The sequence below is a fragment of the Vibrio sp. L85 genome, assembly GCF_963871815.1.
GTDB lineage: Bacteria > Pseudomonadota > Gammaproteobacteria > Enterobacterales > Vibrionaceae > Vibrio > Vibrio harveyi.
In genome coordinates this window covers 1-26,315 of sequence record NZ_CAWMYL010000180.1, presented here as the reverse complement: position 1 = coordinate 26,315, position 26,315 = coordinate 1, and the positions used below count along the sequence as shown (strand labels likewise).

26 protein-coding genes and 4 pseudogenes are annotated in these 26,315 nt (G+C 44.1%); 18 read left to right on the top strand and 12 right to left on the bottom strand.

Going from position 1 to position 26,315, the window contains the following annotated elements:
• Nucleotides 1-203 (top strand): hypothetical protein (locus AACR11_RS19610; RefSeq protein ID WP_079325028.1); only part of this gene is annotated, 203 nt, incomplete at its 5' end.
• A gap of 30 nt (nucleotides 204-233) precedes the next feature.
• Here the strand turns inward: AACR11_RS19610 and AACR11_RS19605 are convergent.
• The 3 genes from AACR11_RS19605 to AACR11_RS19595 all read right to left on the bottom strand — a co-directional run bounded on the left by AACR11_RS19605 (nucleotide 234) and on the right by AACR11_RS19595 (nucleotide 4,390).
• A complete protein-coding gene (locus AACR11_RS19605; RefSeq protein ID WP_029790803.1) occupies nucleotides 234-1,367 on the bottom strand; it encodes a flagellin in 1,134 nt (377 codons plus the stop codon).
• A 154-nt stretch (nucleotides 1,368-1,521) separates the two neighbouring features.
• A complete protein-coding gene (gene melB / locus AACR11_RS19600) occupies nucleotides 1,522-2,949 on the bottom strand; it encodes a melibiose:sodium transporter MelB (protein WP_029790801.1) in 1,428 nt (475 codons plus the stop codon).
• A gap of 88 nt (nucleotides 2,950-3,037) precedes the next feature.
• A complete protein-coding gene (locus tag AACR11_RS19595; protein ID WP_050923238.1) occupies nucleotides 3,038-4,390 on the bottom strand; it encodes an alpha-glucosidase/alpha-galactosidase in 1,353 nt (450 codons plus the stop codon).
• Between the two features lie 328 nt (nucleotides 4,391-4,718).
• Between AACR11_RS19595 and melR the strand changes: the two genes are divergently transcribed.
• The gene (gene melR, locus AACR11_RS19590; RefSeq protein ID WP_029790799.1) at nucleotides 4,719-5,729 is read left to right on the top strand and encodes a transcriptional regulator MelR; all 1,011 of its coding nucleotides are present in this window, start codon (nucleotides 4,719-4,721) and stop codon (nucleotides 5,727-5,729) included.
• Nucleotides 5,730-5,807: 78 nt separating this feature from the next.
• Here the strand turns inward: melR and AACR11_RS19585 are convergent, their stop codons facing one another.
• Nucleotides 5,808-6,710, bottom strand: a complete 903-nt coding sequence (locus AACR11_RS19585; RefSeq protein ID WP_005445353.1) for a Dyp-type peroxidase — start codon at nucleotides 6,708-6,710, stop codon at nucleotides 5,808-5,810.
• 43 nt (nucleotides 6,711-6,753) lie between these two features.
• Nucleotides 6,754-7,239, bottom strand: coding sequence for a DUF2919 domain-containing protein (locus tag AACR11_RS19580; RefSeq protein WP_005445352.1), 486 nt, complete (start codon nucleotides 7,237-7,239; stop codon nucleotides 6,754-6,756).
• Between the two features lie 144 nt (nucleotides 7,240-7,383).
• Here AACR11_RS19580 and AACR11_RS19575 point away from each other — a divergent pair, with 144 nt between their 5' ends.
• Both AACR11_RS19575 and AACR11_RS19570 read left to right on the top strand, forming a co-directional pair.
• On the top strand, nucleotides 7,384-7,737 hold the full coding sequence (locus tag AACR11_RS19575; protein WP_009703444.1) for a DUF2956 domain-containing protein: 354 nt from the start codon (nucleotides 7,384-7,386) through the stop codon (nucleotides 7,735-7,737).
• 1 nt (nucleotide 7,738) lies between these two features.
• A complete protein-coding gene (locus AACR11_RS19570) occupies nucleotides 7,739-8,071 on the top strand; it encodes a DUF4156 domain-containing protein (protein ID WP_005445350.1) in 333 nt (110 codons plus the stop codon).
• Nucleotides 8,072-8,109: 38 nt separating this feature from the next.
• On the opposite strand, the gene AACR11_RS19565 is transcribed toward AACR11_RS19570, so the two are convergent.
• A complete protein-coding gene (locus AACR11_RS19565) occupies nucleotides 8,110-8,397 on the bottom strand; it encodes a winged helix-turn-helix domain-containing protein (protein WP_005445349.1) in 288 nt (95 codons plus the stop codon).
• 304 nt (nucleotides 8,398-8,701) lie between these two features.
• On the opposite strand from AACR11_RS19565, the gene AACR11_RS19560 reads away from it, so the two are divergent.
• Genes AACR11_RS19560 through AACR11_RS19545 form a run of 4 tightly spaced genes read left to right on the top strand, consistent with a single transcriptional unit; the run spans nucleotide 8,702 to nucleotide 11,143 of the window.
• Nucleotides 8,702-9,052: an ArsC family reductase gene (locus tag AACR11_RS19560; RefSeq protein WP_005436871.1), complete on the top strand. Its 351-nt coding sequence runs from the start codon at nucleotides 8,702-8,704 to the stop codon at nucleotides 9,050-9,052.
• Between the two features lie 18 nt (nucleotides 9,053-9,070).
• Complete coding sequence (dapE, locus tag AACR11_RS19555) at nucleotides 9,071-10,207, top strand: succinyl-diaminopimelate desuccinylase (RefSeq protein WP_005445347.1); 1,137 nt, start codon at nucleotides 9,071-9,073, stop codon at nucleotides 10,205-10,207.
• Between the two features lie 37 nt (nucleotides 10,208-10,244).
• On the top strand, nucleotides 10,245-10,943 hold the full coding sequence (locus AACR11_RS19550) for a M15 family metallopeptidase (RefSeq protein WP_005445346.1): 699 nt from the start codon (nucleotides 10,245-10,247) through the stop codon (nucleotides 10,941-10,943).
• Nucleotides 10,940-11,143, top strand: coding sequence for a DUF2897 family protein (locus AACR11_RS19545; protein ID WP_005445345.1), 204 nt, complete (start codon nucleotides 10,940-10,942; stop codon nucleotides 11,141-11,143). The genes AACR11_RS19550 and AACR11_RS19545 overlap by 4 nt, the downstream gene beginning before the upstream one ends.
• Nucleotides 11,144-11,250: 107 nt before the next feature.
• On the opposite strand, the gene bamC is transcribed toward AACR11_RS19545, so the two are convergent.
• Both bamC and dapA read right to left on the bottom strand, forming a co-directional pair.
• Nucleotides 11,251-12,270 (bottom strand): outer membrane protein assembly factor BamC, encoded by a 1,020-nt coding sequence (gene bamC / locus AACR11_RS19540; protein ID WP_005445344.1) that lies wholly within the window; start codon nucleotides 12,268-12,270, stop codon nucleotides 11,251-11,253.
• A gap of 52 nt (nucleotides 12,271-12,322) precedes the next feature.
• Complete coding sequence (gene dapA, locus AACR11_RS19535; protein ID WP_005445343.1) at nucleotides 12,323-13,201, bottom strand: 4-hydroxy-tetrahydrodipicolinate synthase; 879 nt, start codon at nucleotides 13,199-13,201, stop codon at nucleotides 12,323-12,325.
• A gap of 396 nt (nucleotides 13,202-13,597) precedes the next feature.
• Between dapA and AACR11_RS19530 the strand changes: the two genes are divergently transcribed.
• The 9 genes and pseudogenes from AACR11_RS19530 to AACR11_RS19490 all read left to right on the top strand — a co-directional run bounded on the left by AACR11_RS19530 (nucleotide 13,598) and on the right by AACR11_RS19490 (nucleotide 23,502).
• Nucleotides 13,598-14,140 carry a glycine cleavage system protein R gene (locus AACR11_RS19530; RefSeq protein WP_005445342.1) on the top strand — a complete coding sequence of 181 codons (543 nt, stop codon included), beginning with the start codon at nucleotides 13,598-13,600 and terminating at the stop codon, nucleotides 14,138-14,140.
• Between the two features lie 15 nt (nucleotides 14,141-14,155).
• Nucleotides 14,156-14,488, top strand: a pseudogene (gene bcp / locus AACR11_RS19525) (thioredoxin-dependent thiol peroxidase); the annotation flags it as partial.
• A gap of 91 nt (nucleotides 14,489-14,579) precedes the next feature.
• Complete coding sequence (locus tag AACR11_RS19520; RefSeq protein ID WP_017817792.1) at nucleotides 14,580-15,983, top strand: tyrosine-type recombinase/integrase; 1,404 nt, start codon at nucleotides 14,580-14,582, stop codon at nucleotides 15,981-15,983.
• Nucleotides 15,983-18,313 (top strand): hypothetical protein, encoded by a 2,331-nt coding sequence (locus AACR11_RS19515; protein ID WP_017817791.1) that lies wholly within the window; start codon nucleotides 15,983-15,985, stop codon nucleotides 18,311-18,313. Before AACR11_RS19520 ends, AACR11_RS19515 begins: the two co-directional genes overlap by 1 nt.
• A 14-nt stretch (nucleotides 18,314-18,327) precedes the next feature.
• Nucleotides 18,328-20,520: a tyrosine-type recombinase/integrase gene (locus tag AACR11_RS19510; protein ID WP_017817790.1), complete on the top strand. Its 2,193-nt coding sequence runs from the start codon at nucleotides 18,328-18,330 to the stop codon at nucleotides 20,518-20,520.
• Nucleotides 20,520-21,023 carry a hypothetical protein gene (locus AACR11_RS19505; RefSeq protein ID WP_017817789.1) on the top strand — a complete coding sequence of 168 codons (504 nt, stop codon included), beginning with the start codon at nucleotides 20,520-20,522 and terminating at the stop codon, nucleotides 21,021-21,023. Before AACR11_RS19510 ends, AACR11_RS19505 begins: the two co-directional genes overlap by 1 nt.
• A 164-nt stretch (nucleotides 21,024-21,187) precedes the next feature.
• On the top strand, nucleotides 21,188-21,670 hold the full coding sequence (gene bcp, locus AACR11_RS19500; protein ID WP_017817788.1) for a thioredoxin-dependent thiol peroxidase: 483 nt from the start codon (nucleotides 21,188-21,190) through the stop codon (nucleotides 21,668-21,670).
• A gap of 20 nt (nucleotides 21,671-21,690) precedes the next feature.
• Complete coding sequence (locus tag AACR11_RS19495; protein ID WP_079325026.1) at nucleotides 21,691-22,338, top strand: recombinase family protein; 648 nt, start codon at nucleotides 21,691-21,693, stop codon at nucleotides 22,336-22,338.
• Between the two features lie 41 nt (nucleotides 22,339-22,379).
• Nucleotides 22,380-23,502 (top strand): annotated as a pseudogene (locus AACR11_RS19490) (IS3 family transposase).
• A 293-nt stretch (nucleotides 23,503-23,795) separates the two neighbouring features.
• Here AACR11_RS19490 and AACR11_RS19485 read toward each other — a convergent pair.
• Nucleotides 23,796-24,002 carry a hypothetical protein gene (locus AACR11_RS19485; RefSeq protein WP_223295762.1) on the bottom strand — a complete coding sequence of 69 codons (207 nt, stop codon included), beginning with the start codon at nucleotides 24,000-24,002 and terminating at the stop codon, nucleotides 23,796-23,798.
• Nucleotides 24,003-24,151: 149 nt separating this feature from the next.
• On the opposite strand from AACR11_RS19485, the pseudogene AACR11_RS19480 reads away from it, so the two are divergent.
• Nucleotides 24,152-25,173: pseudogene (locus AACR11_RS19480) on the top strand (IS4 family transposase).
• Between the two features lie 89 nt (nucleotides 25,174-25,262).
• Here the strand turns inward: AACR11_RS19480 and AACR11_RS19475 are convergent.
• The 3 genes and pseudogenes from AACR11_RS19475 to AACR11_RS29890 all read right to left on the bottom strand — a co-directional run bounded on the left by AACR11_RS19475 (nucleotide 25,263) and on the right by AACR11_RS29890 (nucleotide 26,230).
• Nucleotides 25,263-25,547: a hypothetical protein gene (locus AACR11_RS19475; RefSeq protein ID WP_139374619.1), complete on the bottom strand. Its 285-nt coding sequence runs from the start codon at nucleotides 25,545-25,547 to the stop codon at nucleotides 25,263-25,265.
• Nucleotides 25,548-25,741: 194 nt separating this feature from the next.
• Nucleotides 25,742-26,041 (bottom strand): annotated as a pseudogene (locus AACR11_RS19470) (IS3 family transposase); the annotation flags it as partial.
• Nucleotides 26,042-26,089: 48 nt separating this feature from the next.
• Nucleotides 26,090-26,230, bottom strand: a complete 141-nt coding sequence (locus AACR11_RS29890) for a transposase (RefSeq protein WP_157619807.1) — start codon at nucleotides 26,228-26,230, stop codon at nucleotides 26,090-26,092.
• Nucleotides 26,231-26,315: the final 85 nt, after the last annotated feature.

Below are 26,315 nucleotides of genomic sequence, written 5' to 3'. Positions count from 1 at the left end.
GCGGTTTCCGACGTCTCGGAAAACCAAGTAGTTCTCTCAAAGTTACTTTTATTAACGGCGCATACCCTGATTTCTTTAGGAAAAAATTTAGATATTTTTTAAAAAATTTCATTTGGAGGGGTAATCGTGACGAAGCAGATAAAAAAGCAAAAAAACTTCAAATTATCGCTAAAGCTTCTTTTCTCGCTGTCGATACAGGCTGATTTTGTCTTGAAATCACGAAGTAGAATGCCTTAGCCAAGTAAGGTTAAAGCAAGGTTTGGGGCTTGTTTTGCTTGTGCAAGAATAGAGGTGCTTACCTGCTGCAGAATTTGTTGCTTAACCATTTGCGTGGTTTCTTTGGCGTAGTCAGTATCTTGAATGCGGCTGTTCGATGCTGCTAGGTTTTCGTGGATATTATCCAGATTATTGATCGCATGATTAAAGCGATTTTGATACGCGCCTAGCTCTGCACGATGGCTATCAACGTACTTCATCGCAGTATCAAGGACAGCCACAGCTTGTTGAGCGCCACCGACAGACGTAATGTCAATGTTATCAACCGCATCGTACCCTTTCAGCTGTAAACCCAGCTCACTAGCTAAATCACCTGAGAACGATAAAGTACCCGAGGTTTCTTCACCAGCCATAAACAACTGCAACTGACCCTTTTCATTCACTGACGCCGTAACTTTGTCCGTCTGACCATTGATATAAGTCGCAAGCTCCTCGATATCATCACCAGCTTTAGCATTAATTTGGATGGTTTCCGTTTCACCAAAACGATTATTAAATGACATGCTAAGTTCATTTGCACCATCTTTTACTTGCCAATCAGAACTTGCGCGTCCGTTTGAAATATAACTAAAACCGCCCATCTCAATGCCATCACTGCGCATCGACTTTAATTCTACTTGTACCGCCTCACCTGACGCTGCACCAATTTGAAATGCTGATTTACCAAAGCTGCCATTCAACAGTTTTCGCCCACCAAAAGAGGTAGTTTCTGCAATGCGGTTTAGCTCATCGTTAAGTGCAGAAACTTCTTCCTGCAGTGCTGTACGTTCTGCTTTGCTGTTTGAACCGTTAGCAGATTGGAGCGACAAATCACGCATGCGCTGCATGATATTGGTCACTTCATTCATCGCGCCTTCCGCTGTTTGCATGATGGAAATGCCGTCGTTCGCGTTACGCACGGCAACATCCAAACCACGCATTTGCGATTGCAAGCGGTTGGAGATTTGCAGGCCCGCAGCGTCATCCTTTGCACTGTTAATACGCTTCCCTGAAGACAAACGCTCCATGGATTGGTTCAGCATGTCAGTTGCACTGGTCAAATGACGCTGTGCGACAAGTGCTGCCACATTGGTATTAACGGTGATCGCCACGAATAAAGGGTCCTAAAATTAAGGCTTTGAATACTTATCGACCAAATTAAATAAAGGTTTAGTGTTTTTTGAGAAAAGAGATGGAGAAACAAAAAGGTGGAGCGTTGTGCTGATAGGTCAGCGTAAACAATAAGCTTACGCTGACTGTGTAGGATTAGAGTGCTTCTGCCGGCTTGGCAGATTTACGCGTAAGGTCTTTTGACGTCTCTTGCGTCGTAATATGGTCGTATTTCTCGGTCAGATGGTCCTGAATTTTTTGGTGATAAGTACCGTTGAGTTTGTAGAAGCGGAAGTACACAACCAAAGCGATAGCGAAGAAGAACGCTGGCAGCCCAACCATGATGCATTGCATGCCAAAGACGGTTTCAGGGCTCTGTTCCATGTTCGGTACATAATCCACTGCGGTCAGTGCGATACCAATGAAGAAAGCCGCAAAAGCTGAACCTGCTTTAACCACCAGCGTTTGTACTGAGTAAGCAATACTCTCGCAGCGTGAACCTAGCTTGTACTCACCGTAATCCACTGTATCCGCCACCATAATGACGTTCAGCACCCAAAATAGCGCCGTACCGATTTGCAATAACACGCCCGCTGTAGAAATCAGCAGAATGCTTTGTTTGTCGTACATGCCTACGTAGATAAGGACTGCACTGCCTAAGATTGGGAAGCTAGACGCACATGCCCATAACACTCGACGTGAAAACATTTGCGCCAATTTAGGGAACAACACCAGTGTAATTAGGTTCGCGATACCAGCGTAAGCCATGTAGTAAGGGAAAAGTTCCTCATTTCCGACCACATAGGTGAAGTAGTAAACCGCAAATGCTGTGATGATGTTGGTTGCGAGGTTGTATGATAGTGCCATACAAAGCACGCTCGTTAACTGGTCATTTTTGTAGATAAGCGAGAGGAGCTTCTTCAGCGAGACTTTTTCTTCAGGTTTCGTCACGTCGAGGTTGCTAGTTGAGTAACGCTCTTTCACGTTACGTAACGTGATATACGTTGAGACTAGGAAACAACCGACAAGCAAAATGGCAAACACTTGGAAGCCAAATCCTTTGTCGTCGCCACCGACATAATTGACGAACGGCATTGCGATTGCGGCGGTAACAATCCATGCAAGGCTAGCGAAGAATCGAGGGTATGGCACGAGCTCTTCACGCTCACGTTTGTCCAGAGTGAGTGTTGGAACCAGTGACCAGAAAGGAATATCCATTAAGGTGTAGGTCATGCCCCATAAAATGTAAGTCACTGCTGCATAAGCAATAAGCCATGGTCCTTCGATGTGATGCGCACTAAACAGCATGAGCAGCACCACTGAGTTGGTGATGGTGCCAATTAAAATCCAAGGTTTAAATTTACCCCAACGTGTGCGGGTATTGTTCACGATCCAACCCATAATTGGGTCATTCACTGCATCCCAAATACGCGCAATTAAGAAGATGGTTCCCACCACGGCAGCCGAAATACCAACAACATCGGTGTAGTAGAACATCAAGTACATGTAAACGATGGTGATAGCGAAGTCTTTACCAAATGCGCCAAAGCCGTAGCTTAGCTTGGTATTCATAGAGATACTCATTTGTTACTCCTTACGCCCCCTCATCGAGAGGGCGCAGTATATTCACGTTATTGTCGTTTTTATTGATATTGGTTTTGTGATTCAGGATTTACTGATGCACCCACGCTGGCAACCAACCTTCGTGTGCTTCAATCAAGTCATCAACAAGAGCATAAATCTCTTCGAGTCCAAGCACTGCCGCGGTATGAGGATCAAGCATGGCAGCATGATAGATACGATCTCGGTTCTCAGTGAGGATGGCTTCCGTCAGCAGAGTCTGAACATTGATGTTGGTCTGCATTAATGCCGCTAAGTGATTTGGTAATCGACCAGCTTTGATAGGTTGAATGCCGTTTGCGTCCACCAGACAAGCCACTTCCACACAACAACCTTGTGGCAAGTTGTCAATTAACGCTTCATTCTTCACGTTGCCGTAGATAACACTTGGCGTGCCTGTCCAAATCGAGTTCATGATGGTGCTCGCGTATTCATGCGACTCTTTGACGGTAATTTGATCCGCGTTTTTGAAGTCTTCGAGGTCTTTTTTCCAATCAGCAATTTGTTCTACACAACGCTTAGGATATTCATCAAGTGGCACTTTATAACGTTCAATCAGATCTGGGCGATTTGGTTTGATGAAATATGGGGTGTATTCAGAAAAATGTTCTGATGATTCCGTCACAAAGTAGCCCAACTTCTTAAACATCTCGTAGCGGACTAGGTTGGTGCAGCGACCGTTGTGATGCAAACCCGGCTTCGGCGCTTTGCCTGATTCAAATGCCTCAAGCAAATCAGGATAAATGTCGACATATTCCCCCTGCTCGTTTTTCTTTTCGAGTGTCAGGTAGTACGCCATGTGGTTGATGCCTGCACAGGTGTAACGAAGGTCTGAATATTCGATATCAAGGTCGCGAGCCAGTTCCTCCGCCGTCCCTTGCACGGAATGGCACAAGCCCACTTGTTTGATGTGAGGGTATTTCTCATACATCGCCCATGTGTTCATCGCCATTGGGTTAACGTAGTTGAGCATGATGGCATTTGGACACACTTCAGTCATGTCTTCACACACGCTCCAAAGGTGAGGAATCGTGCGCAGTGAGCGCATGATGCCGCCTGGACCTAATGTGTCGGCGATGGTTTGCTCCAAACCGTGACGCTTACAAACCTCAAAGTCCGTTACAGTGCATGGCTCATACCCACCGATTTGGAATGCGATAACGACAAAGTCTGCGCCTTGCAATGCTTCTTTTTGGTTTAAGTGACAAGTGATAGTCCCCGTCGCACCGGATGATTCCATCAACTTGCTTACTACTAGGTGTGATTCCTCCAAGCGGATTTCATCAATATCCATCAAGGCAATTTGCGCCCCTTTGAAGGCCGGCTTATGGAACACATCGCCAAGAATGTTCTTCACAAAAATCGTAGAACCCGCACCGATGAATGTGATTTTAGGGCTTTTCATAGTTGAATCCTTTTTGCTTTCATACTTTTGTTTCGATGCATTTAAGTTACACCTGCCGCAAGACCGAATTCGTCTCAGATAAACCAATCACTCTCCCGTTTCCTAATATTTAAAATCAACCAATAAAAAATCTTAGGAAATGGGATATTTTTGTATAAATCACGGATAAAGAAGGTGGGAAGATACGCTGAGGCTAGTTATTACGGCGATTTAAGTCACATAACCAAAATCTTATAAAACAGAGTAATCGGTGTTTTTGAAGCTGTTCTGAGTTTTGTTTCAACAGATTTAGTACAAATAACTTATACAGTTTCCTAAGAGGTGGGCGATGGCGAAGGTAGAGTCCAAGGCAGAGTTAGATACATTGAAAGTGGTGATTCAAGATAAGTATTCTTCCGAAACGGTTTCTGTAAGCCCACTTTCGCTGTACTCATCCTATGAAAAAATCGATATCGAGCTTAGACCGCCTCACTCTATGCCGGGTTATCACTGGCACGGACAAGTAGAGGTCAACATTCCTTTTGGTGATGATGTCGAGTACATCATTAATGGCAGCCCAGTCGTAGTGAAAGCAGGCTCGATAGGATTGTTTTGGGCGTCAGTTCCTCATCGGCTCACCAATCCGGGCAAAAGTCATAATATGGGGATCATCAATATTCCGATTCACCACTTTATGTCTTGGACGCTAAATCGAGACTTCGTCAATCAGATCACCCATGGTTGTGTGCTGCAATCAAACGCCAGTTCATTAGTCAGTGAGTTTGAGTTAGCACGCTGGGCAGAAGAAATAAACCACTCTTCGGAAAGTCGCCAGCAATTAGCGATTGATGAAATTGGCTTGATGTTAAAAAGAATGTGTTTAGATGGCTGGCAACAACTGAGTATCAATCGACAAGAAAAATCGACCAGGAAAGGCGTCTCCAAACACTCGCAGTTTTACGTCAGTCAAATGCTGGAATACATTGCCACCCATCATAACCAGCCGGTCACGATAAAAGACATAGCAGAGCACATTGGGCTGCACACTAACTACGCGATGAACGTGTTCCAACGAACCATGCAGATGACCATCAAGCAATATATCACGGCAATGCGGATTAACCACGCCAGAGCACTGTTGAGTGATACTGACCGGACAATTTTAGATATTGCTTTAACGGTAGGTTTTAATTCTAGCAGCCGATTTTATGAGACTTTTCAGAATTATATTGGTGTAACGCCAACGCAATATCGCAAGAAGTCACGCGAAGATCATCGCTGGAGCAGTCACAGTACTAGCCCACTTTACGAACTAGAGAAAGGCGCTATTGATGGCAAAAGACCACTGACGGTCCGTTAGTCTTATCAGGCAAGAATGAGGGGAAACAAAAAAGGCAGAACACTCTGCCTTTTTAATCATTGGAGGGTTGGCGAAGAATTACTTAATCGCCAATTCCGCTAGCATTTCTTGTGAAGGAGCGAAGAAATATGCACCTGTTACTGCTTTGGTGAAACGAAGCAGTTGGTCAGTCTTACCATCGGTAACACCGTACATGCTCTCTAGCATCACTTTGATGTTGTGGATAGTGTTGCAATAAGAGATGAACAGAAGACCATGTGCGCCAGTTACTGTGCCGTAAGGCAAGCTGTGACGAACGATCTTAAGACCTTTGCCTTCTTCTTTGATGTCTACACGACCTACGTGAGAAGCCGCTGGCACGTCTTCTAGCTCAATAGAATCTGGCTTAGTACGACCAATGACTTTCTCTTGTGCAGATACGTTCAAACGGTTCCATGCAGGCAAGTTGTGCTCAAAGCGTTGAACCATCACGTAGCTACCACCAGCGAAAGCGCCGTCTTTGATCAATGCAACGTCAGCACGCGCATCACCTTTCGGGTTTTCTGTGCCATCAACGAAATCCGTCATGTCACGAGCATCTAGGTAACGGTAACCGTAAGTTTCATCCACTACCGTCACATCTTCTGCAGTTTCAACTAAGAATTTACGCAGTACATAGAAGTGCAAATCGTGACGAGTTGAGTGACAGTGAATCAAGACATCCACGTCTGTTGCTGGCGCAAATACGTCACCTTCCCCCAACTCAGGGAAGTCGATCAACTCTTCTGGCATTTGCATGTTTAGGTGCTGCCAAAAAGATTTCGTGAATGCGATAGAAATCGTCAAATCAGCACCTGGTTGGTTCGCATTGAGCTCATTTACTAGCTCAGGTAGCGCTTTTAGTTTTGCCAGTACGTTTTCACGGTTTTGGTTCACTTTTAACTGAGTGTAAAGTGCAAATGGTCCTGCTTCAGGCACAATCGCCGTTTGAGCTTGTGACATTGAGATATCCTCTATACATTGCCCCATGCGGGAATTATTGTTTTTAATTTTTTGATGGCTGTTCTTCTTTGTGCTCAACTTGTGGCACGTTAAAGCAGTCTTTTACCCATCTTCCATTTAGAAGATAGATCATAAACCAAGTTAACAAGGTAATTGTGAGCGCATTCGCCCAATTGAATACACCATGTTCGAGGTAGACATGATACATGGTCTGAGCCAGTTGAATACCGCACAAGATCAAAGTCATGGCACGACCATGCTGGGTAATTTGATTCACCCACCCTCGCTCTGGATGCCGCAAGCCCATTAACCACATCAATAATAGACTTGGGATACCCATCGATAGTCCGAGGTATAACGTATTAGAATCGGGGTACACAATCGATAGTATCTTGCTACCGCTGTCTCTACTCACTCCTGCCATGGCAAACACCACCCAAGAGCGCGCTAGGAACATCCATCCTAGCCATAACATAATCGGCGCTTTTAAAAATCCATGAGCGTCATATTGATCAAATGAGTAACGCACAATCTCGTCTTCTTAGTTTCATAAAAACGCCACTTTAACCGATCGTTTCAGAGTTGCAACCTAGCAAAGCTGAGAACTAAAGTTCATTTCATCATCGTACGCAGGTAAACTAGGTTTAGATTTACAGCGACGTCGATAAGAAACATGAAAAAGAAAAACACAGCAGCACCCGTTCCTTCCCAAGAAACGCAAACTGAAGCGATGAAGATTGCAAAGTCCACTCAAAAACCCGGTCAAACGAAAGAGCAAACCAAACTGATTGCTCAGGGCATTGAGAAAGGCATCGCGCAGTATAAAAAACAGCAGAAAGAACGCAATCGACAAGCAGACAAAGCGAAGAAGAAACAACAGAGAGAAAAACAGCGTCAACGTGATGACGTCGTTGAACAAGAATCAGCAAATATTGAAGCACCAACGAGCAAACCAGCTGTATTACCTTGGGCACTATTGGTTCTGAGCTGGATTGGTTTCGCGGCTTACATCATGATGGGGAAATAATATGCAGCGTTATGTGATGATAGGAGGCATCGCATTGGCTTTGATGGGTTGTTCGTCACCATCAACGCTACCAACGGCATCAAGTGATGACGTTCAGATTCGCTTTGATAGCCAGTTCAATCCGGATCAATGCGAGTATTTAGGTGAAGTCACTGGCAGCGAAGGTCACTGGTACAGTTACTTGTTCTACACCAATGACGCCATGATGCATGGAGCCATGGTCGACCTAAAAAACAATGCAGTATTGCTCAATGCCGATACGGTTTACATGATCGCCCCACAAGACTTTGCTACTTCCTTCAGTGTGCTTGGTACTGCCTACCGCTGCCAATAAGCGTTTCCCAGACGTAAAAAAAGCCAGCAATTGCTGGCTTATGCACGAAATCCAAGACTGCTAGCAATATCTCCCTCTCGCTCAAGAACCCATTGACTGTCAAAAGGTCCCCAATCCGAAAGTTGGTAATAGCCGTCGTTATGACGTCGACCATCTTGAACGAAGATGAGTTCGATGCCGATCCCCGGTAATGCCTTGAGTACATCTTGAATAGTACGACGAGGCCACCCCGTTCTTTCGATCAATTTTGGTACATTTGGCCTTTCTAGGTTTTCCACCAACAAGGCCAAATATAGCCGCCTTGCAAAAACAGGACTCAATTCCATTGACACCTCCTAAAATTGTGCTGATTCATTATTTCTTTTTTGCTCAGCAAGATGTTGCGTTTGATCAATAACTCGACTTTTCCGTGCTATTTAGCCAAGTTTTTTATCATTCTTATCGCTGTTTGGTGGAGGAATGAACGACTGAGCACGGTCCAATAGAGCACTGACCTGTGAAATATTCGCCGCATGATTTTGTCACAGTGGTTGCTTCTTGATAGGATGCTTGAACAGCCAAAAACAATGCAAAATCGGGCGTTCCATAGCGCAAACCGATAAGTAAAGCACAAAGAGAAAAGGAAATAATATGACGATCACCATGTTCGGCATCCCAAACTGCGACACGATTAAAAAAGCCAAGAAATGGCTAGAAGCGGAAAACGTTGCTTTTGATTTTCACGACTACCGCAAACAAGGTATCGATGCGGCAATGGTGACTGAATTTTGTAACGCGCTGGGTTGGGAACAAGTATTGAATAAACGTGGCACGACTTTCCGACAGCTGACTCAAGAACAAAAAGATTCTCTTAACGAAGAAAACGCAATCGCGCTGCTAGTAGAAAACCCAGCGATGATTAAGCGCCCAATCTTGAAAGTTGAAGACCAACTTCATATTGGTTTCAAAGCAGACCAATACGCGACCATTTTTAACTCTTAATTAAAGGAACAATCAAGGATGACAGACAGTCCAGTACTGGCACTCGCTAAAGACCTGATCAGCCGCCAGTCCGTAACGCCTGAAGATGCAGGCTGTCAGGAAGTAATGATCGAGCGATTAAAAGCGCTTGGTTTTGAAATCGAAGTGATGGTGTTTGAAGACACAACAAACTTCTGGGCTCGCCGAGGTACAGAAGCACCACTGTTTGCTTTCGCCGGACACACAGATGTCGTGCCAGCAGGCAAATTGGAGCAATGGGACACACCTCCTTTTGAACCAACCATTATCGACGGTTACCTTCACGGGCGTGGCGCAGCAGACATGAAAGGCTCTCTAGCTTGTATGGTGGTCGCGGTTGAACGCTTTATTGCAGAAAACCCAGACCATAAAGGTTCGATTGGCTTTTTGATCACTTCAGACGAGGAAGGTCCTTTCATTAATGGCACCGTTCGCGTCGTTGAAACGCTCATGGCTCGTGGCGAGAACATCGACATGTGCATCGTTGGTGAGCCTTCAAGCACTGAAGTTGTGGGAGATGTAGTTAAGAATGGTCGTCGTGGCTCAATCACGGGTGATTTAACGGTAAAAGGAACACAAGGTCACGTGGCGTACCCTCACCTTGCTAATAATCCGGTTCATCAATCACTATTAGCCATTCATGAACTTGCTACGACAGAATGGGACCAAGGCAACGATTACTTCCCACCGACAAGCTTCCAAATCCCGAATGTCTCTGCTGGTACTGGTGCATCGAATGTGATTCCTGGCGAATTTAACGTGCAGTTCAACCTGCGCTTTAGCACAGAACTCAGCAACGAAATCATTGTTGACCGCGTGACCCAAACACTCGACAAACACGATTTAAACTACGATCTGAAATGGACATTCAATGGTGACCCGTTCCTCACCGATACTGGAGCATTGCTTGACGCAGTCGTTGCTGCCGTCGATGAAGTCAACAGCACGAAGCCTGCGTTGCTCACCACGGGCGGAACGTCTGATGGTCGATTTATCGCACGCATGGGCGGTCAGGTGGTTGAGCTTGGTCCGGTGAACGCGACTATCCACAAAGTGAACGAATGTGTAAAAGTCGATGACCTTGAGAAATTAACGGACATGTACCAAAACACGTTGAAACACTTACTCGCACAATAGTGTCATAACGAAACATGCAACAATTAACGAGAGTGCCATGACGCCAGAGCAACTTACCGGAATGACCGATTCCCATCTGCAATCCACATTAGTGGGTCAAAAAGCCTTTCTGCTTCACCCTGAAGTGGCTGACGACTTACTAAACATGATTGAAGCCGCCACACAATCAGGCTTTAAGATGGAGATCGCCAGTGGGTTCCGTGACTTTAACCGTCAGAAAGCAATCTGGAACGGTAAGTTTGCAGGTGAACTGAAGATCCTCGATTCCGATTCACAACCGCTCGACAAAACTCTACTCAATGACGAAGAAAAGCTCACTGCGATTCTTCGTTGGTCCGCCTTACCCGGAGGAAGTCGCCATCATTGGGGGTGTGATTTTGATGTTTATGCGCGTAACTTATTACCCGCTGATACACAATTACAATTGGAACCATGGGAGTATCTCGAAGGTCATCAGCGTGCTTTCTATCAATGGTTAGTCGATAACCTCGATAGCTTTGGGTTCTTTTTCCCTTATCAACAAGACTTAGGCGGTGTCGCCATCGAACCTTGGCACATCAGCCACAAATCTGTAGGGCAACAATGCCTGTCATTGTTAACACCAGAGTTGCTGAAAACTCAGTTAATTCAGCAAAATCAGATCGACAGCATTGCAGGGATGGATGTCATATTGAATAATTTGGATAAGGTTATCACCCAATTTATTCACAACATCACGCCGCCGGAGGCTCTATGATCGAAATTCTCACCAACCCCTGGGTCATTATCATCATAGTGCTCAGTATCGTGGTTGGTAACATTGCTGCGCTTAAGTACACCGCAAAAATGAAGTTTGGTCAGATGGATAAAAGTCGAAAAAACGATTTAGATAAGCTGAACGAACTAGACAAAGAACGCTATGGAGAGGAAAGCGAGAAGAAAGACGAAAATCGCTAATCTCTCGCACTTGATGCACTCTTCAACATTTGACATCAAGTAAGCAATCAAAAAGGGACCATTGCGGTCCCTTTTTTACTATTCAAATCTACTTATTTGTAGCGAAGTTAGTCTTTCACAACCGCAGCCAGTACTGGCGCAAGTGATTTCAAGAACTCTTCTTCTACTGGCTTACCAGACGAATCAGTAATGTTGATAGAAGTACGGTTACCTAGATCACCAAGCAAGAAGGTGTAAGTACCAGAGTTTAGATCGATTGGCTTAACACCAATGTCATTCCAGAACGCATCATCCGGTGACGCGTATTTCGCTGTCACTGTACCTTGCGACTGACTGCGCTCTTCAATCTTAAAGCCCATCTTCGGCATGATATCAGGCAGACGGTTCCACACGACATTGTATTGTGCACGAGCAATGATAACTGGCAGACCACTGCGATCTTTACCCATGGTAATTGGGATGTGTTTCACTAGCTCTTGTGCTTTACGTTGCGCTTCTTCACGTACGTGTTGGTCGTAGCGTGCCGTTACCAAGTTGGTCATGAACACGTTGTAACGCTCACGGTTGGTACGTGTCACTTCTTTGACTTGGTTGCCTTCACGCCAGTCAATCAAGCTTACCTTGAAGCCATGACGACCATTCATCTCACCGCGAGTAATCTCGTAGCGGCTGCCGATTTCCATCTCTTCATCAGGAGAGTTCCAAGTCACCCAACCTGTTTCGATGCGGTTATCCGTTTGGCTTTCAACTGGGATCTTGTTCTCTGCAACCATCTCTTGAACGGTCTTCCAAACTTTATCCAGTTCATCCTTACGAAGCAGCCATAGTGTTACTTCACCGTCGCTACTGCGATCTAGGCGAGCACCAGGGATCAATTCCAATACTTGCTGAGGCGGACGAATATCAACATCTTTACCAATACCACCAGCGTAGTTTCCTTCAGGAATACGGTAGTTCGGGTAAAACTGAGGTTGAGCACCTGCCGGTACACTCCACTCTTCAAGAGCAGGCGTGTTCAAATACTCGAAGTCGTCCTTTGCTTGACGACGCTGATTGGCACCACCTGAACAGGCAGTCAATACGAATACAGCTAGTGAGCTTAACACTAACTGGCTTGAAAGCTTCATTTATACTCCTAAAACACTGAGGGCTTTACCACCCTCAGCATGAACTTCAATCCTAGTAAATACCGGCGTCTGTTAGCGCTTGTTCCACAACTGGCTGCGATTTTTCAGAAAGTGGGGTTAAAGGAAGACGCAGCTCACCCTCTTCAATCAAACCAAGCTTATGTGCTGCCCATTTCACTGGGATCGGGCTTGATTCAACGAATAGGTTTTTATGCAGAGTCATCAGACGATCGTTGATCGCTTCTGCTTCTTCAAATTTACCTTCACCTGCCAAATGGAACATGTCTGCCATGTCTTTAGCCGCGATATTGTTCGTTACTGAGATAACGCCGTGACCGCCTAGTTTAACAAATTCTAGACCCGTCGCATCATCACCACTTAGTAAGATAAAATCTTCGCCACAAAGTTCACGGTGAAGTGCAATTCGGCTTAAATCACCCGTCGCATCCTTCAATGCCACGATATTATCAAGCTTTGACAGGCGTGCCACTGTCTCAGGCGACATATCTACCGCAGTGCGACCCGGTACATTGTACAAAATTAGAGGTACATCACTCGCTTCTGCGATTGCTTTGTAGTGTTGGAACAAACCTTCTTGAGTTGGTTTGTTGTAGTAAGGCGTTACACTCAGGAAGCCAGCAATACCAGAATCAGCCAATAATTTGCTAAATGTAACTGCTTCGTGGGTTGCATTTGCTCCCGTACCAGCAATCACTGGGATACGACCGTTTGCGAATTCAACGGTTTTATTTACGACCTTTACATGCTCTTCAATGGTTAGAGTCGCTGACTCACCAGTGGTGCCAACTGCAACAATACCGTCTGTACCAGCTTCAACATGGTACTCAACAAGCTTTTGTAGACTATCAAAGTCTACTTCACCATCTGCTTTTAGTGGTGTAATCAGCGCTACGATACTTCCTGAAAACATGTTTATCTCCCTCATTTAACTCTTTCTGCATGGTACTGTAATGCGATTGAAAAACACAAGAGCGTAAACTCGCTTACAAAGTACAAATGAATGAATAATTATCAGTTGTTAGAGGTCTAGCAACTAAAATGTGAATTTTGTTCTCAATCCTAGCCATTCTGATAATCGTGTTCGTTGCAGCAAGGATTTCTCACCGCTTTCAATTAGGCGCGGAATATACTCTCTCGCCGAGAAGCTCAAGTCAGCGTTGAGTGAATTAATAGTGCACGCAATCAGCAAACTGTTCACTAAATCAACAAAGCGTTTTAACAAGTTTAAAAAAAGAACTGACTCGACATTTCTACTCCATATCTGTGCTAACATCTCTCTATTGAAGAAAGGACAAGAAGCTCATTTATGAAGCAACATCTGGTACTTACAGCGGTTGGAACGGATCGTCCGGGCATATGTAACCAAGTGGTTAAGCTCGTCACACAAGCTGGCTGTAACATTGTCGATAGCCGTATCGCTATCTTTGGTAACGAATTTACCCTTATCATGCTGCTTACTGGTAACGCCAGTAATGTCACTCGTGTCGAAACGCAATTGCCACTTCTTGGGCAAGAACACGACCTCATCACCATCATGAAACGCACATCAGCCCATGAGTTGCTCGATAACAGTTACACCATGGAAGTGTTTATTGAATCAGAAGACCGCATCGGTTTAACCGAGAAGTTTACGCAATTCTTTGCCGATAAACAGATTGGCCTACAATCACTTAGTGCGCAAACAATCAGTAAATCAAAGATCCAGCTGGATGCCGACCAATTCCACATTGCAATCACCGCTTCAGTAAGTGCAGATTGTAACTTGATGCAATTACAAGAAGATTTCGATGAACTTTGTAACACGCTCAACGTACAAGGTTCTCTGAATTTCATTAAAAACAATCTATAAGTAAAGGAAATAATGATGAATACGCTGACAGCAGGCACGCCAGCGCCAGCCTTCTCTTTGCTCGACCAAGATGGCAACACCGTTTCTCTCGGTGACTTCAAAGGTAAGAAAGTACTGTTTTACTTCTACCCAAAAGCGATGACACCAGGTTGTACGACTCAAGCAAAAGGTCTGCGTGATGTAAAAGCAGAACTAGACGCACACAACGTTGTGGTATTGGGTGTGAGTATCGATCCAGTAAAACGCCTAGGTAAGTTCATTGAGCGCGACGAGCTAAACTTCACGCTACTTTCTGACGAAGACCATGCCATTGCTGACCAGTTTGGTGTTTGGGGCGAGAAGAAGTTTACCCTTAGAAAAAAAGAATGACAAAAAACCTTGATGTATTTTTATGACAAATCTATCTTTGATGTGTGGGTAGCATATCGAGGATTGTTTTGTGATAGAAACGTACAAAGAAAAATGTTCTGATGTTTATGATGACTACCGACTTCTTTCTATCGAAGTCGATACATTGGCAAAGCTTAAAGTCTTTACAAATACTGATACTGAACCAGGAGAAGTGACATACTCTCCCGACCTCTCTCCTTCCAATCTAGAATCACGCATAAAGAAAACCGATATCATCGTTGCCCCTGACGGTAGGGTGGTTTACCCACAATCTCTTTACCTAGTATCTAAATTGCGTGGTGAAGCGGCGGTAAAAGACACAGGTTCAATTGCAAAAGGTTTGCTGGCTTTCACTCGGTATTTAGATTCGACTCACTACTCTCAAGTTGATGAAGATGGTCATGAAATACCATGCGAATATCTAACGTATAAAACACTATCAAAGTACGAAGAGGAAGGCGCCCCTTGGCGTTTTGCTGAGTTCCTGCTTGCGAACTGCAATGATATTGAGGGTTCTAGTGGCAGCGAGGCTTTTAGTTTATCTACCGCACGCACCTATATGGGCGTAGTAATTGGTTTCTATAAGTGGATGCAGAAATACGGCTACATCAAAAAGAACGATGACAATATCGTTACCCACTACACCATAGAAACAGTCCATCAGGAGTTAAACCAGCACGATATGCTGGCTCATACAAAATCTGGCTCTCAACGTACCTATGAAACGTCCAATATCATGAAGATGTTTCCTAAAAAACAAAATACGCCTGCTCATAAAAAACTCAAGCCGATGCACCCTGAACACAAGTCTTTATTTAATGAACATATAGTGTCACTCCCAAAGACGACAAAGCTCATCTTTCGCCTATGTGTTGAAGCAGGACTTAGAATTGATGAAGCCATTCACTTCCCCGCTCACAATATCGGTAACGCTGACTTCGGTGATTTAGAAACTGTACCTGTCAATATTACTCACACTAAAGGCAGTAAGGCGCGTACCGTAGAAATTCCCATAGAGCTGTACGAAGAGCTAGAGATACACAAAGAAAGTCATACGCAACTTAAAAACCTAAACAAGCGCAATGAGCTTATTCAGGCAGGCAGCGCAATAGACACCGTTGAGTACCTATTTCTTTCAAACAAAGGTGTGCCTTACTCAGCCAATACCTTAGAAACGCACTTTTCAAACCTTAGAAAGCAGATTCGCGAAGTGGATTCCTCTTGGTATTACCGAATTCATGATTTACGTTCTACCTTTGCGACCCACTGGCTTTGGGAGGAATCAAAAGAGCGAAGTGTTAGTTATGACTACCTTATGGGTGAGTTAGCAGAATTGATGGGGCATGTCAGTACATCGACCACTGAAAAGTACATTCAGTACATGAATAAACTGGACGACCAAATCAGCACAGCTAAGGCTAAAAACCTCAAAATAAACGGAGGTTGGTCGTAATGGCGAAAAGTAAAATCGCAAAACAGTCCAAATCCGTCAAGCGTGTGCGAAACAACCAAAACGTTGTTCCTTTGAACCTTGAGATTCCTTATAAGCACTCTAAATCAACAAAAGTAGAGCAGTTCGATGTTTCTCACCTATTACATTTAGGGTGTAACAAAGAAAACAAAAAAATAGACAGTCGAACCGTATTTATCAGGTCTTTTTGCAAAAAAGCTCAACAATATGTCAAGAATGGTAAGTCAGCAAAATCCGTCACAAGGCACTTCGAGACCTTACGCGCTTACCTTTCTTTTTGTGATGCGATAAATGCTGCCCCATTCACCGAAAATGGCTATTTGAAATATGCTGGCAACGATGGAGAGTTAAGGCATCGCATCAAGACATTTACCCCTTCAAAACGCCTGTGGGAATACAATGATGGTGATGAGTTAGGCATTAAAGAATCAAGCGCATCTGGAATACTTTCATCACTTCGCACTGCACTTGAATGGTGCGGTTTATCTGTTTCCGATTGGGCTAATAATCACCGAGGGTTTGGAGGGGAAAGGGCACCCTTTAAGGGGTACTCTGATGAAGAAGAAAAGCTTCTAGTAGAACGATTAGAAGCATTATTTTTCACCCTTGCGCCTCAGCTCATTGCTGCGAAAGAAAGCAGCACACCTTTACCCGACACCCTACCTCTTATCATTAGCCTTGGCTTGAATGAGGAAACACTTCAAATTCCGACTTCATTAGAAGTGAGAAAAGGAGTGCCCAAAAAAAATGGCACTGCTGTTAATCCAGCCTCAGCTTTTAACCTTGCGATGGGCGCTGCCTATCATTTAATGTGTTTTTTCACCTCACTGAATGACAGCAACATTCGTCAAATTGCCCACCCCATTGATGTTAAAACATCAGAGCGAGATAAGAGCTTACAAGTAGTCAAGGTCTCAAGCTATAAGGCACGTTCAAGCAGCGAAGTCGATGCCCTTTTGGTGGGGGAGTCGTTTGACGTTGATAAGCGCGATGGCGTGAAGTTTATAAAGCTGCTAGAGCGGTTATCCAAACTCTACGGCAGTGGTGAGGATGGCTCTGAGTTACTTTTTACTCTCAACGATAACGCAGAGGTCACTGATGCCTTTAATTTAAGAGAGGTGAATAAGAAGCTCTTTAACCAATTGCACCTGCTATCGCCCTATCGAGCGGGCAACCTGCCTTGGTTTAAAGAGTTGTTTTACGCCTACCGAAACCAACAAACCATCACGCTAAAAAAGACCGTGAGTCATTTAGGTCGCACGGTTGTGCTTAGAGAGGTAGAACCAACTTCCAAAACTGTGGCTGGGAAAATGGCGACCAACAGTGCCTACTGCATTTTGTCTTGTTACACCGACTTGCCACTTAAAGGGATTTTACTACCACTTACCTACTCCGAAATTGATAGCAATGGCAATGTTACCGTTTCTTTTAACTATAGAAGTGGCGAAGTTGGGTATTTCAAAGTTCCCGCTTCTGATTTAACGCTTATTAAAGATATTGAGCAATTTGCGAAAGAAAAAGCAGACAGGCAGCCTAAGAGGCACGAACGAATGCTTTTAACAAGAACCTCTTCGAGGGGCGCTCCTCTTGATTGGGAAGGTATTAGCCCCATTTCGGGAAATCTCATGCATACTTGGTCTATTGAATCCAACCATTACTATATCTCCCTTCAATCAAGTCGCTGGCGAGAAATGAGCAGCAATCAAGCCTATGCGGAGGGCGGTATTCAAGCCGTTCAGAGCCTGCTCCAAAACAAACGAGACACAATAGAGAGAAGTTACGCAAACGGGCTTCCATCACTTAATAAAGTGATTCTCTCTCAAAGTATCGAAGTCATTGAAAACCTCTTTGATAATGACTTGGAGCAAGCAAAAGCTACTGTGACTGAAAGGCGCGGCATTCCGATACTGACATACGAGGAAGGTGAGAAAAAGCGTAAAACTAACCCCAATGGAATTGCTTGTGATGGGAAGCAAGTCATGATTGATGGTAAGAACACACAGCGAGAAACGAACTACGCGCTAGGTGTGGATTTACCTTGCGCCGAGTTTGATATGTGCCACAAGTGCCAATCTGCCAAAGCGGTGGATGACGTTGACGCTATTTATAAGCTTATTTCAACCATCGATGTTTTTAAGGAAGGTCTTGATATGTTTCCTGACTCGAAAGGGGATGCTCTAGAAAGAATCGAAGCGTATGAGTATACGCTAGATGGAGCAAGTGACGATGTATTCGATGAAGCCATGAAAAAATTCAATACCCAAGGTCGTCATCCAAGGGTGTCCATCGACCATGCCATTCTATTGATGTAATTGCGGAGGCTCACATGATAAAACTCTCTGACCCAGAACACCAAAACAAGCTTCTTAAAGCGCAACAAAGCGTTGGCGCTCATACAAATTACTTAATGGATGTATTAAAGCCAGCGATAGAACGCGGGGATTGGGATGAACTCGAAGCGCTTGATATAGGCTTTACGGTGACAGGTGAATCATTAGGTAAAATTGGTAATAATGAGGCTTGGAAGAACTTGCAACCTCATTTTGAGCCGCAACCAGAGAGGTACCAAACCCTCGATTTTACCAACGATGGTAAAGTAATTGAGCGCAACCTAAAATTTGAGCTTATAACTCTCATCCTTAAAATGATGTGGCTTTCACCTCATAACCACTCCTTTGCCACTCTTTATACGGCGCTAACTGATCTAAAAAAAGTCATCAAGCCGCTTTTAAATGAAGGGTTTGACACACTATCAGCGCTTAACTTTGAACTACTCGAAACTTGGGTGCTAACGGGCTTTACCGATATCAACTTCAAAAGATCTAAAATTTACAACGGGTTAAATCGCCTTTACAAAGATGCCAAAGGTTTACCCTTTGAGGTTAATTTAAACAAAAAGCTTAGCGCCTCAGATTTTGGTTTAACTATTAAAGAAGCTAAACAATATACCGTCATTCCACAAAGGCTCTACTATATGGGGCTTCAAAAATCGGAAGAACTAATTAATCAGGCTTATGCTGTGCGTCACGAGCTAGAGCAACTGGCAGATTACATCACCTCGTATGTAGACAAAGCCTATGATGGTTATGCTAAGTATCTTGTCAGTGGTGAGGCTAGAAAAAAGAACGGGGATATTACATGGTATTTAGAAAAGAATATAAATAATAAAAAGCGCACTATCGCTTTCCAGCAAGCCTTCACCGCACTTAACGCACCAAATGAACAAGAGGCACTGGCTCTCCTAGAGCTTCATAATCCAAAGATACTGAACGAGTATTTAGATAGGTTCCACACAGAGCGAAAACTAACGATTGGGCAGTGGACAATCACCAACTTAAAAGAGGCGCGAGCACTTTTCAAAAAGCTCAACGGTGGCTGTATATGGGGTTTAATGGCAAGAACAGGAATGAGAGGCGATGAAATGTATAACCTGAATACCGCTCAGGGCTGTACAGAGGATATCATTGACCGCCAAACTATATACGTTATCCATGCAAACCTTTCAAAGACAGCAAAAGGCTCTCAATCAATTCAAGATGAGTTTGTCACTACCGAAATTGGCATGAAAGCTTATGAAGTCCTTCAAGCGATGCATACACCACTTAGAAAAATACATCCTAGCTCACAATCCTTCTTTCATAAAACAAAACAGGACTTTAGTGAAATATCTAAAAACCAAATTGGAAGACAATCTCCAGACTGGTTTAAAGATGTAATGGGTGAAGAGCTTACGCTCACCAATGCAGATTTAATTGACCTAAAAGTATCCGACCCTAACTTATCTTTTGAAGTGGGTAAGAATTACGAATTTACACCACACCAACTTCGCCGCTCCTTTGCTTACTACTTGATAGGCTTTGAGCTATGTCACTTCCCGCAACTCAAACAACAGTTCAGTCATGTGTCTATGGCAATGACACGGCATTACGCTAAAAATGCCAGTAAATTTCAAAAAATCAGGCAAAAGAAAAAGACACTTGCGAACGAAATTGATAACGAGCGAATCAACCAAAAAGCTCGTGTCTATTTGAGTATCTATGAGAAACTGGCAAACAAGGAAAGAGTTGCAGGCGGTAAAGGCAAAGAGTTTGCTAAAAGCATGACCAAAACAGACCGTAACTTATTCAAAGATAAAGTGGATAATGACATGCTTTCTCTTAATTTCTGGGAAAAGCAACTTCGAGATAAAAAACGACACCTTCATGCGGTTGCGCCTGGAATATATTGCACTTCAACCACTTGTGGATTAAGAACGCTTGTTAACCTACTTGAATGTGTAGATTGCAAGAATGACTACATCGTGGATGCCGTATTCGCTGAGGCGATGCGTAAAGAAGCTGAAATTCACATGCTTTACGATATTGAAAATAATGAACTCACCCCACAAACTGCCGCTCAATCTTACGCTAAGATTCAAGCGGCTGAACGTATTATGAGTGATTTAGGTATCGACTATGAACCTGTTGTTTTCCCTAATGAAGTTGCGGATTTACTCATCCCATTTGGAGTGGTTTCATAATGTCACAGGCAACAAAAAAGAAACTAATTGACGCATTAGAAAGGCTGCTGAGCGGCGATGTATCAAAACTAACATCGAGAGAGCTGCGTAATAAGGCACGTAAAGGCAAACTCAAAATCAACAACAGTAGCGTTGAAAAAGAAGCAGGGCTTTCTGCTGGCGCACTAAGAAGACACAGCGATGTCGTTCTGATGATAAAAAACAAATCATTAGAAGTACAAGTTGCTCAAGATGAGAATACAGACTCCCCTATTGAAGTGCTTCAAAAGGAAATAAAGGCACTCAAAGGTGAGCGGACTCAAGCCAACAAGAAGAAAAAAGAGTATTACGATGAGGCTCAAAGCCATAAAGAGGCATTGGCTACTCAAGCAGCTATTCATGTGAAAGTAGTTCAAGAGCTTATGGATATGCTGCATGAGAGTCAGCGAGAAAAAGCTATGGATAAAATAGTCTCGACTCGCCTAGATAATGTAGTTGCACACCAATTTAGAAAGCCGAAGTAGTGAGCACCCCTATTTAAAAACTGTCCTGTTTGGAGTAAACACTAGACAGGACACTAAATTAACGATAAAAACGTACACTCTAACGTAATAAAAATGCACTAAAAAGGACGTAGCGAATAACGCTACGCCAAATACCATTAATTGAGAAAGTAAGGACAAAACCAATGGCAATCGAAGCTGGACAAATCGCACCAGATTTTACCCTGAATAACCAAGACAATAACCCAGTGACGCTATCCGAGTTTCAGGGAAAAAAGGTACTGCTCTATTTCTACCCACGCGCTTCAACACCTGGCTGCACAGTTCAGGCTAAAGGGTTACGAGATACTAAAGCTGAGTTAGATGCCCACAATGTTGTTGTTCTTGGTATCAGTCCAGACACACCGCAAAAATTAACTAACTTTATCAACAAGCAAGAGCTTAACTTCACTTTGCTAGCCGATGAAGACCACACAGTTTGTGAAAAGTACAATGTTTGGCAACTCAAGAAATTTATGGGTCGCGAAAATATGGGGGTAGTACGAACAAGCTTCCTGATTGATGAGTCTGGTAACCTTGAGCATGTATTTAACAAGTTCAAGACCAAAGATCACCATGAAGTCGTATTAGACTACCTAAACAGCAAACAAGCTTCCATGAGCAATTAACTCTTAACTTGGGGGCAGGCATGATTGGCTACATTCGAGTATCAGATTCACAAAGAGCCGATGGCGAGTCACAAAGAGAAGCTATCAAGGCGTACGCTGCTAAACGTGGCATACAAATAACGGATTGGATAGAAGAGCACGAGTCTGCCACCAAGACAGAGTTGAGCGAGCGGAAGTTATTTTCTCTCATCACCTCTCAACAAAGTATCATTGTATCGAATATCATTCGGTTGGGTCGCCATAGAGTTGTGGAGCCAGTAGGTGCCATTGGTCAAATAACCTCATACGGTGAGCTACATTTAGCATACAGCGACACCGTCATAAACTCAGAGAACGTTGACAATGCTGAAATCATTTTTACGGTTATTAGGCAGTCTTTTGCCAGCGCTGTAGAAGCCCAGAAGCGCTCTGAGCGAGCTAAAACTGACCACGCTAAACGAAAGACCAAAGGGCTATCATCTGGTCGTCAGAAGGGGCAGAAGGTGAAATCAAGGCTTGATGAGCATACAGCGTTTATATTGAACCTTCTCGACACAAAGGCCACCAAAGCTGAAATTCTTAGGCAACTAAACGAACGTGGTGTATCGATTTCTCGAAGTCGATTCTACTCTTGGTTGGAAGCCCGTGGGAGAAGTGGCCCCCCAATTTTCGGACATGATTTTAAGTGATTGATCTATTTGTATAGTACCTAAAAATACTGGAACAGATTATGACTAGAAAACGTAGAAACCACTCACCCGACTTTAAAGCTAAGGTGGCGCTTGATGCTGCTAGAGGTGATAAAACTGTCGCTGAGTTAGCTCAGAAATACAACCTTCACGCTAACCAAATCTCTACATGGAAAAAGAACTGCTCGAAAATGCAGCCATGATTTTTGCCTCTGAAAGCCAGTCAGGCAAGGACAGCTCTGAAGAAGTGGACAAACTGCACGCGAAGATCGGTCAACTGACCATGGAAAATGATTTTTTGGCAAAAGTGCTCGGTCGTTAGACCGAGCCCAGCGGAAGAGCTCGCTGGTTAAATCCACCCAATTGCCAATAAAGCGCCAGTGTGAGCTTCTCAGTATTGCTCGCTCTACTGCTTACTATCAACCCATAGGACTCTCTGCTGAAGAGATTGAACTACGTTGCATGATTGACGAAATTCACCTTCAATATCCGTTCATGGGGAGCAGACGCATTCGAAATGAGTTGTCTAAAGAAGGCCATAACGTTAATCGTAAACGTGTCGTTCGGCTCATGCGAGACATGGGCATTGGGGCTATCTATCCCAAGCCTCGAACGACCCTAGCGAACAAAGCACACAAGGTTTATCCCTACCTTTTGCGTGATATCGAAGTCACTTACCCGAGCCAAGCTTGGGCGATTGACATCACATATATCCCGATGACTAAGGGATTCCTGTATTTAGTCGCCATTATCGACTGGTATAGCCGAAAGGTGCTGTCTTGGCGGCTATCCAACACGATGGACACGAGCTTTTGTATCGAAGCCCTTGAAGACGCGCTTAAATATTATGGGCCGCCAGATATCTTCAACTCAGATCAAGGCAGTCAGTTTACCAGCACCGAATTCACACAGAAGCTAATCGACCATGGAGTCAGGATAAGTATGGATGGGAAAGGACGCTGGGTCGACAATGTTTTCATCGAGCGATTATGGAGAAGCCTGAAATATGAGGAGGTTTACTTAAAAGCTTACACCACGCCCCGAGAAGCAGAGCTTGAAATCGGCCACTACATGGTGTTTTATAATGAGGAGCGTAACCATCAGGGACTCAATGACCTCACCCCTGATGAAGCCTACTTTGGTAGGCAGAGATACGCTGTATGAGCTGGATCAACCACTTAAGATATTAGCTTATGTGTCCAACCATTGGGGTCCTCTTCTGAATGTGACATCTTAAACCTGCGCTGACAGCGTTTCTATTTCTAGCTTCGCATTACGGATGATATGTTAAATGTTCAACCGCTAATTAAAATGCTTAGTAAATAGACCAAGCATTTAGCAAGAAAGTTGACGTATTGAACGTTTGTTATGTACGTATTTTGGCAATCTCGTCATCTGTTAGCGTATCAATGAGTTTACTTAACTTTAACTGGATAATTGGGTTAAAGTTTTTAGGTTTATCTATCTCTCTCCCACCAATGCTTAGGATCTACAAACAACCAGCCTCTACGTAGTTCGAGCAAATGTTCATAAGAAGAATCAGATTGATACTCAAGTCCAGATTCACATCCACAGCACTCACAAATTTCAAATGTTGTATTACCGAAGCTATCTAATGCCGTGAAATCCGGATAACCACAAACTGGACAACCGTCACTTTTCATAGTTCCTCCAAGTACATAACGCCCAATTCTTACGAATCCCCTCATAATTTCTATATAAAACAATGAGTAGACGCACATCGCTCATTCTGATCTAATGAATTTCGCCAAAAACACACCTGATTAAATGGATTTAATAGGGAACCCTAACGATGCGCGATATTCAAATTCTACAGCAAGCTATTGAGGATCAATGCCCTGAAATTCACAAAAAACGACTTAGATCTCTGATGCTTGCAACCAAAGCGGTTCTTGATGGCTCTGACCTAACACTCACCAAAATTGGAAGAGCTCTCGACACTGATACCACAGTGAAACATGCTATCAAACGTATCGACCGACTACTTGGTAATCGCAATCTACATCGTGAAAAAGAATCCATATATAAATGGCATGCCTCCTTTATTACACGTGCCAATCCATTTCCCGTGGTGCTGGTTGATTGGTCGGATGTTCGAGAGCAACTGCGCTATATGACATTACGCGCTTCGGTATCTGTTAAAGGACGCGCCGTCACACTTTATGAGCAGGCATTTGAGTATAAAAACTATAACTCACCCAAAAGCCACCAACACTTTCTCGATAACCTGCAATCTCTGCTCCCAAAAGGTTGCACGCCTATCATTGTCTCCGACGCAGGTTTTAGAAATACATGGTTTCGGCAAGTCGCCAATAAGGGTTGGTTCTGGCTTGGACGTGTACGTGGCGAAGTCTCGATTAAGTGTGGCGAAGACTCTTGGCAATGGAATAAAACGTTTTATCCTCAAGCAACAAATAAGCCGAAGTTTTTAGGGGAAAGCCAACTGGCTAAACGCTCACCGCTTAAGTGCTTTGCTTACTTATACAAGAGTCGTTCCGAGATCTAAAAAGCCCTGCCTACGGGTTGGCGCTCCGTCATAATCGAACTCGCTGCACCAAGCGTATTGATATTTTATTACTTATGGCATTAATGGCCGAAATCATCATGTGGTGGAATGGCTTAATCACCATGCAAGCCAAATGGCATTATGACTTTCAAGCCAACACCATCAAATATCGTCGGGTGCTCTCCATTCCTAGGCTTGGTAAGGAAGTACGGTGTCATAGGAGATATCGAATACAAGAGTCCCAATATCACTGGGCAATGGTGGAATATCAACGCCTAACGCATACCTGTGGACTGGGAGATTTATGAGGAGATCCGCCAGCGCCCTGTTAAGGTGATGAGATGGTCTCCCCCTACCACTTCACATGACTATCAGCCATGCTTGGAGTGCTAAGGTCCTAAAGTAAAGGAGGGTACAGATAGTAGTGCTGACCTCTCACCGATCTTGGCAAGTAAGTAATATCCCACGTCAGTACCTGTTTCGGTGCCGTCGCTGTATAACTGCTCGGCTTGGCCACTTTCTTGCGAGCACGTTGACGTCCTCTGTGCTCAACCTGACCTGCCTGTCTTAAGGTTTGATAAAACGTAGATTCTGAGCCTAAGTAAACTCCCTTATCAAGTAACGTAGGGACGATTTGTGTTGGAGGAAGGGCGGCGTATTCAGGTGCGTTGCATACGTCCAATATGGCTGACCTTTCTTTCTCCGTTAACTTATTAGCTGGTTCTGGGCGAACAGCCAGTGGGCGCTGATCTTCTTGGACTTTTCCGCCTCGATACCACCTTCGATATGTTCTTAGGTCGATTTTCGGCAGACGACTGCCGTTGTCGACCGCTTCATGTATAAGACTTATCAGCGCTTGCCTTTTATCGGTTGACGTTAATCGACCTCGTCCTCTTCCCCGTGCTTTTTTCGCAGAACTAATAGCGCACTGGTTTCGGCTAAGGCTTTCTCTTTGTATCGAAGCTCTTTTTTCAGAGCTTTGATCTCCAGTTTGTCCGCTCGAGACTGCTGTTTCGCTTCAGCGTCTTTTTCTTTCGATGACCTAAAACCGTGTAAACACTCTTCACGCCAAGTGTGAATCTGCTCTGGGTAGAGCCCCTTTGAACGACAGTACGTACTGAGTTCATGCTCGGTCATCGTGTAGGTTTCAGCAACGACAGCGAGCTTCGTTTGTGCTGACCATTGTTCTGGCGATGTTTTCTTACTAGGTACTGCTGCCCCTTTCTATCTCAATACTTTACGCCAATTGTACAGTGTCGCTTCAGGGATGCCTTCTTCTTTCGCCACTTCCGAAATGGAGCGAGGATATGGCGGCAACAATTTCTTGAGTATGGTTTCTTTTCTTTCTGGAGAATAACGAGACAAATGAATTCTACTTACGCCCTAACTGGTTAATTTTTAAGGCTTTGTTGCTTAATTAAGTGAAAAGACATGGCTGTCCCATGTTGAT